Source organism: Pseudoalteromonas sp. NZS11_1 (assembly GCF_015864275.1).
In the GTDB taxonomy this organism is placed as follows: Bacteria; Pseudomonadota; Gammaproteobacteria; order Enterobacterales; family Alteromonadaceae; genus Pseudoalteromonas; species Pseudoalteromonas arctica.
In genome coordinates this window covers 1-7,888 of sequence record NZ_JADYXK010000050.1, presented here as the reverse complement: position 1 = coordinate 7,888, position 7,888 = coordinate 1, and the positions used below count along the sequence as shown (strand labels likewise).

Genomic DNA, 7,888 nt, shown 5'->3' with positions numbered 1-7,888 from the left:
GTGTTGCTTGCAGTGCTTGTTCTATATTCACAAAAAAATCCGTAGTTAGTTTCCTAACTACGGATTTTGCATGATCGTTTGGATCGGTCAACCGGTCATTTTCTTAACTGATCGGCATTAAGCATTGGCTACCTTTTATATTTTAAAGGAATGATTGCTTGAAAAAACTATTTTATAAGCTGCGTGAGTCGATATGGGTACTCTCATTCATTTATAATTCATATAGAGAGAGTGCTCTAAATAAAACTAATGATTTAGTCTTTTTATTATAAAAATTATAACGATAACCGATTAGTTAGGTGGTCCAATTCTTTCGTTAATGCTCTATACTAATAACAATAAAAATTTATGGTGAAGGTAAATGTTGAAAAAGAATAATTTTTTGAATGTGACAAAAAATAATAGACTAATGCTCGTTGCAACAATAATATTTGTTCTTATAGCTTTACCATCTCTGTATTTGTTTGACCAAAAAGTAAGAAGTGATGTTTATAATTCAGCCCAAATAGAATTAAAACGTGAGCTTGAAACAAAAAGCCTTTCACTAAAAAACCATCTTAAAGATAGTGTTACCGCTATTCGCTTTTTAGACGCAACGCCCCCGATTAAAGGCATTACTCGCGCCACTGAAAACAAGAAAATAGATCCCTTGTTAGGCACGCACATCGACGTTTGGGAAGAGCGCTTAGCGAGTATTTTTAGTGGTTTTATGCGCACAGACGACAGCATACTTCAGGCTCGCTATATTATTCTCGCAGATGGTGGGCAAGAAGTTGTCAGGGTTGATAGAAACCAACTCGGAGAAATTAATCGACTGCAAGGTCTGCAATTACAAAAGAAAGGCCAACGCGATTACATGATAAAAGCGAGTATGCTCGATAATAAAAGTGTTTATATTTCTCCTATTAACTACAACCGTGAAAATGGGCAGATACAAGAACCTTATATAAGTACTTTTCGTGTAGCTAAGCCTGTTTTTGATGAAAAAAATAAAATTTTTGCAATATTAGTCACTAACTACTTTGCTGATAAATTAATAAAAAGTTTAACGGTTGAATCTCCACAAGGAACACAAATTTACCTAATGAATAATGAAGGTGAATTTTTATATCATCCAAACTCTCAATTACGCTTCGGTTTTGAATTTAATAAAGCAAAAACATGGACTGAAGAATTTTCCACTGCAAGCACAATGGCAGAGCAAGGCACTTTACCGCTAAGTAATTACCCAATTGCTTACACGTTAAAAAAACGTATTTCGCTTGATGGTGATATTGCGATGTTACCTTTAGAGCTTGGTGTAAGTGTTGATACTAAAACGTTGTTTGCAAAGGTTAGTGATAGGCGTCAAAACTTTATTGTTATGCTACTCATGTTTTTTGGTATATTTTTAATTATTGCCTTTTTATACCAACGTTTTATAAACCGTAAGTTGTTAATTAATTCTCTAAAAGAGCAAAACAATAAAGTAATTGAAAACTCACTGGATGCTATTTTTACAATTGAGCAAAACGGCGAAATTGTTCACTTTAATAATACAGCTAAAGAGGTTTTCGGTAATTCAATCTCAGGCACTAGCCCTGACTTTGTTTCTTTATTTAACTTAAATGAAGCCGATAATAACTGTATAGAAGAGACTATTTCAAACGGATCAAAAATGCCGTTTGAAGCTATCTACACAGATGGTTACGGCAACAAACAATACTTTTCAATTACTCTCAGTAGTATTTTTGATGTCTACAATAACCGTTATCAGGTAGCAGCTATTTTAAGAAATATTAGCTCATTAAAAAATACTCAATCAGAGCTTGAAGGCTTAAACAGTACTTTAGAGCTAAAAGTCTCACAAAGAACTGTTGAGCTAGAGCGAGCAATTGATCAAGCATTAGCAGCGAGCCAAGCAAAAAGTGACTTTGTAGCAAATATATCTCACGAAATACGCACACCGATGAATGGCGTTTTGGGTATGCTTGAAATGCTCAAAGAAGATGGCTTAAGTGAACAACAATACCATTACTTAAAATTAGCTAATAGTAGTGCTAACTCTCTGATGAATTTGATTAACGATATTCTCGATTTTTCTAAAATTGAAGCGGGTAAGCTTGATATTGATAATCATACATTTGATGTTGTTACAGTATGTAGCGATATGATTAGCTCTTTAGCGTTACAGGGCCAGCGCAAAGGTCTTGAAGTATTCTTAGATACAAAAGATGTAGTAGATAGAATGGTTATTGGCGACAGCCATCGACTAAAACAAATTTTAATTAACTTAGTTAATAATGCATTTAAATTTACCCACCGAGGCGAAGTAAGTTTAACTGTCGGCTCTAAGTACATTACCGACTCAAAGTTATTAATGAGCTTTACAATAAAAGACACGGGTATTGGTATAGCGCCAGAGAACATAGACAAACTATTTGAAGTGTTTACACAAGAAGATTCAAGTACAACCCGTCATTTTGGTGGTACAGGCTTAGGCTTATCTATATGTAAAAAACTTGCTCAGTTAATGGGTGGTAATATTACGGTTATAAGTGAAAAGGGTGCTGGTAGTACCTTTACCGCAACAGTTGAGCTACATGTAGCACAAGAGAAAAAACTAAACACAGGTATTGAACTTGCTACAAGTATTAACGTAGCGGCATTAATAGCGCGCGATAACGTTTATAAAAACGTGTGCGATTTATTGCTACTAACCTGTAAAGTAAATGCAGAAAACATTGTAAGACTCGACTACTTTAGTGAGCATAAAGAGTTTGAAGCTGACTTATTATTGATTGACGATGAGCATCCTCAAATTGATGCGTTAATTGATTACTGTAAGCAGTTTAATAAAAAGTACGTCTTAATTTTACGCGACATGGTGACCGATAAACCAACTAAAATGGTGTTACCTGAAGGTAGCCATATTTTAAATAAACCGCTTACCCAAGATCAATTCAGCTATAAATTAGCCAGTTTATTTGGTGCTACTAATGATTGTATTATAGCGCCACCCAAGGGCTTAACAGAAGAACAAGTAGAGCCTGACCTTTCTGCTTATCATATATTATTAGTAGACGATAATATGATAAACATTGAAGTAGCTAAGGCGATTTTAAAACGTACTAAAGTAAAAATCACCTGTGCATCAGATGGCGTAGAAGCATTAGAAGCATTGAGAGAAAACACAGAACAATCCTTTGATGTAATTTTAATGGACTGCCAAATGCCTAATCTAAATGGGTACGATACAACAAGTGAAATCAGAAATAGTAAAGCCGGAGTCGATTACACACACATTCCTATTATTGCTATGACAGCAAGCGCGATGGAAGGTGATAGAGAGCGTTGTTTAACTGCAGGCATGAACGACTATATTACTAAACCAATCAAGCCAAGAACGCTAAAAGATAAGTTAATCACCTGGCTAAGTTAATAGTTATTAATTGAGAATCAGCTGCTTATGCAGCTGATTTTTTTGGTTTAGCATTTGTTGATATATTTAACTTTGTTATGTCGGTGCTATCGAGTACGGATTGTGTGTCTGACCAATGTAGTAATTCAATTTTTCCATCTTGCTGCTCTACCAGCGCTGTACAGCTCTCAATCCAATCTCCATCGTTGCAATACATAATTCCGTCATCAATTTTTATTTTGGGATGATGAATGTGCCCACAAATAATACCGTCTACGTTTTGCTTTTTAGCTTCATGAATTGCGGCATCTTCGAAGGCTTTAATTGCTTCACGTGCTTTGTGTACGCGAGCTTTTATCCATGATGCAAGCGAGTAGTAATTACCACCAAATAGCTTTCGAATACGATTGGTCCAGCGGTTTAAAAATAATAAAAAGTCGTATCCTGCATCGCCCGCGATACTAATAAGTTTGTTATAGCGTGTCGCGGAATCAAAATCATCACCGTGTACGAGTAAAAAACGTTTATTAGCTTTAGTGGTGTGAATAAACTGCTGGTGGATTTCAATACCAAATAACGTTTGATTTATATAGTTCCTAAACGTTTCGTCATGATTACCGGGTATATAAATGATGCGTGTACCATTAACTGCTTTTTGTTGTATACAGCTCAATACTTGATAATGCGAAGGGTGCCAATAAAACTGTCTTTTCATCGACCATAAATCAATAATATCACCCACTAAATAAAGTGTGTCGGATTCTACCGAGTTTAAAAAATTGAGCAAATAATCGGCTTTACAGTCTTTGTAACCTAAATGAACATCTGATATCCAAATAGTAGGGTAGTGTTGTTTCTTACGCTGTTGATTGTTTGTCATCCCCGTTATCCATAGTGTAATAATTAACACTGTAGATAAACCCAATGACACTTATGAGACACTTTAGCGAAGCCTCTATGACAATTTATACAAAGTCATGAAATTAAAATATTTATATAGAGCTAGGGCGTGTTGACCTTTCGTGATTGATTTTACAGCAGACTGTTTGGTTTTTAGGCATGGAAGATCATATGTAGCGTGGTTATTCCCCATAAATAGGCGATAACGCAGTATAAATGCCAAACATGCGCTGCCCTTTGAGTTCTTATAGGGACTATTAGCTCTTTGTTGCCTACATAGATGTCGGTAAGGGGCGTAAGCAGGACGCGGAAGCTTTACTTATTCTTACATGGATGTAAGTCAGTAGAATAACGCAGGAGCAATTATCGAGTCTACTAGGTTGCAAACTTCGAGCTGCGATTAAATCGTCCCTAGATTGAACAAATTTCAACCCACGAGATCAACACGCCTTAGGAAAGGTGAGTTGATGATCAGCTACCATTACGCATTGCTATTAATTGCGCATAAAAAAGGCCGCATTTTAAATGCGGCCTTATAGTCTGTTCTAAGCGTGGGTGTTATTAACCTTTAACGGCTGCTTTAATTGCATCAATTGCTGTATCGATATCAATCATTAGCTTTTCACCTGTACGGCGGTTTTTAAGCTCAACTTTATTCTCGTCAAGGTTACGCTCACCAATTACTAGCGTAAATGGCACACCAATTAGCTCCATGTCATTAAACATAACGCCAGGGCGCTCTTTACGATCATCAAATAACACATCAAGACCTGCATCTTTTAAACCTTGGTAAAGGTTATTTGCAATATCAGGAATACGATGCGATTTGTGCATGTTCATTGGAACAATTGCTAAATCGAATGGCGCGATTGATTTTGGCCAAATGATCCCGTATTGATCGTTGTTCTGCTCAATAGCAGCGGCAACAATACGTGAAACACCAATACCGTAACAACCCATAGTCATGGTTTGGTTTTTACCACCTTCGTTTAATACACCCGCTTTCATCGCTTCTGAGTATTTAGTGCCAAGTTGGAAAATATGACCTACTTCAATACCACGTTTAATTTGTAAAACGCCTTGGCCACATGGGCTCATATCGCCTTCAACAATATTACGAATATCAGCAACTTCGTAATCAGTTACGTCACGATCCCAGTTAATACCGCTGTAATGCTCATCGTCTTTATTTGCACCGGCAACAAAATCAGCAAGTATGTTAGCTGTTCTATCAACAATAATAGGCATAGATAAGCCGACAGGGCCTAATGAGCCAGGTTTTGCGCCAATAGCAGCAACAATATCTGTCTCTGTTGCCATTTCAAGCGGAGAGTCTACTAATGGGTGCTTTTCAGCTTTTAGTTCATTTAATTCGTGATCGCCACGCAGTACTAGGGCTACTAAACCGCGTACTTCGTTTTCATCAGGCGTACCATAAACAATTAACGTTTTAACACCGCGATGTGGCTTAACACCGTAGTGTTTTTTAAGCTCGTTAATCGTTTTAGCATCAGGCGTTGGAAACGCTTTAAGCTCTTTTGATGCTTCAGGGCGAGGCTCGCTTGGTGCCAGTGCTTCTGCTTTTTCAATATTAGCGGCGTAATCACTGCCGTCACTAAATGCAATTGCATCTTCGCCCGACTCAGCAAGTACATGAAACTCGTGCGATACGCTACCACCAATAGAGCCTGTATCGGCTATAACAGGGCGGTAATCAAGGCCTAAACGCTCAAAAATATTACAATATGCTTTGTGCATCGCTTGATAAGTCGCATCTAAACACTCTTCACTTAAGTGAAAAGAGTAGGCATCTTTCATTGTAAATTCACGAGCACGCATTACACCAAAACGAGGACGACGTTCGTCGCGTACTTTAGTTTGTACTTGGTATAAAGTAACTGGTAATTGCTTGTAGCTGCTTATTTCTTTACGTACGAAATCAGTTATTACTTCTTCGTGTGTTGGACCAAGTGCAAACGTACGGTTATGACGGTCTGTAAAGCGCATAAGCTCAGGACCAAATTCATTCCAACGGCCAGACTCTTCCCACAAATCAGCCGGTTGAATAACAGGCATTAGCATTTCAATTGCACCCGCTTTGTCCATCTCTTCACGTACAATGTTTTCTACTTTACGTAGCACGCGTAAACCAGAGGGTAACCAAGTGTATAAACCCGAAGCGACGCGGCGGATCATACCGGCTCTAAGCATTAACTGATGCGATACGATTTCAGCATCTGATGGCGTTTCTTTAAGTGTTGCGAGTATATATTGGCTTGTACGCATGTTTTTTCCGAAATAGAGTAATTATATTCTTTTAATAGAGCTTAAGTTTACCAGCGGATGCTTTTACACTAAAGCGCTAACTGAGTTATTTAGTTTTTTTCTATACTTGTTACTACGTTATGTTCGCCATTGACTTGCCAGCGAATATTATAATTATACAAAGTCATGCCATAGCTCTGCTCGCCGTCTTTTTGTTTTTTATATGCAGGGCGGGGATCTTGTTTTAAAACATTGGCAATAAAATCATGTAAATCTGGGTATTGTGTTTGCGCATTAACAAACTCAATTGCTTGAGGGCTAAATTCAACCGTCATTTGTGTTTCTGGGCGCGTGTCAGCAAAGCCAGCACTTGCATCCGGCATAGAGTCTGAGTACGGCAAATACGGTTTTATGTCAATAATCGGTGTGCCATCAAGTAAATCAATACCAGCGAGTAATAAGCTAAGTTGTCCGTTTTTATATTCAATACCTTCAAGTTTTACGGCGCTCATTCCAATTGCGTTTGGTCTGAATGTAGCGCGGGTCGCAAATACACCTTTTCGCTCATTGCCACCCAAACGAGGCGGGCGCACCATGGCAGAATAACCTTTATCAGCTGTTTCATGAAAACGAAATAACAACCAAATATGAGTAAATTCATCTAAACCACGTACAAACTCTTCGCGATTAAAATCGGGGGCAAATATAAGCTTTGCTTTAGCTTGTGGCACTAAACGTGGTTGCCTAGGTATAGCAAACTTTTGTTTATAAGGAGATTGAATGTGGCCAATAGCCGAAATGGTATAATCGCTCATAGTACTCGGGTACAAATAAAATAGAGCGCTATTCTACCCGCATTTAGCATTTATGGCATTAATGTAAGCAAGTTTATTGCGTATACAATTTTATTAAAAATATGATTATTCTACTGCATTAAATAGCGCACTTACTTTGTTAGGAATTATTCATAGCTGACTGCATGGATGCAGGAGGTAGAGCAATGCAGGGAGCAATTTGTGATAACAACTATATATTATAATTTTGCCTTGTTATTGCGCTATTTTCTTAGTGCTATAATAGAATACTTATTTAATGCACTTGGCATTATAGACCACACGGTTCAAAGTTATTCATTAGACTGATTGGTTTATATTAATATATTTAAAGAGGGCCTAAAACAAAAAAGGTAAGCCCTAAGGCTTTAATGCCGTTCACTTAAGGTGAGCGGCTTTTTTATTTCTAGCGTACCGCTGTGGTCTTGGGTTGACTGAACGAGGAAAACTTCGCTCCCTTCGTGGCTCTAGAATGAGGCTTTCTGCCATC

The 7,888-nt window shown here is 37.6% G+C and carries 4 protein-coding genes; 1 reads left to right on the top strand and 3 read right to left on the bottom strand.

Annotation, left to right across the window (positions count from 1 at the left end; genetic code table 11):
* Window positions 1-409: 409 nt before the first annotated feature.
* A complete protein-coding gene (locus I6F44_RS19380) occupies window positions 410-3,421 on the top strand; it encodes an ATP-binding protein (protein WP_442960270.1) in 3,012 nt (1,003 codons plus the stop codon).
* 25 nt (window positions 3,422-3,446) lie between these two features.
* Here I6F44_RS19380 and I6F44_RS19375 read toward each other — a convergent pair whose 3' ends face one another.
* The 3 genes from I6F44_RS19375 to tsaA all read right to left on the bottom strand — a co-directional run bounded on the left by I6F44_RS19375 (window position 3,447) and on the right by tsaA (window position 7,380).
* Window positions 3,447-4,280, bottom strand: a complete 834-nt coding sequence (locus I6F44_RS19375; RefSeq protein WP_101216634.1) for a UDP-2,3-diacylglucosamine diphosphatase — start codon at window positions 4,278-4,280, stop codon at window positions 3,447-3,449.
* A 581-nt stretch (window positions 4,281-4,861) separates the two neighbouring features.
* Complete coding sequence (locus I6F44_RS19370) at window positions 4,862-6,586, bottom strand: proline--tRNA ligase (RefSeq protein WP_101216635.1); 1,725 nt, start codon at window positions 6,584-6,586, stop codon at window positions 4,862-4,864.
* Between the two features lie 89 nt (window positions 6,587-6,675).
* Window positions 6,676-7,380: a tRNA (N6-threonylcarbamoyladenosine(37)-N6)-methyltransferase TrmO gene (tsaA, locus tag I6F44_RS19365; RefSeq protein ID WP_007586811.1), complete on the bottom strand. Its 705-nt coding sequence runs from the start codon at window positions 7,378-7,380 to the stop codon at window positions 6,676-6,678.
* Between the last annotated feature and the right edge of the window lie 508 nt (window positions 7,381-7,888).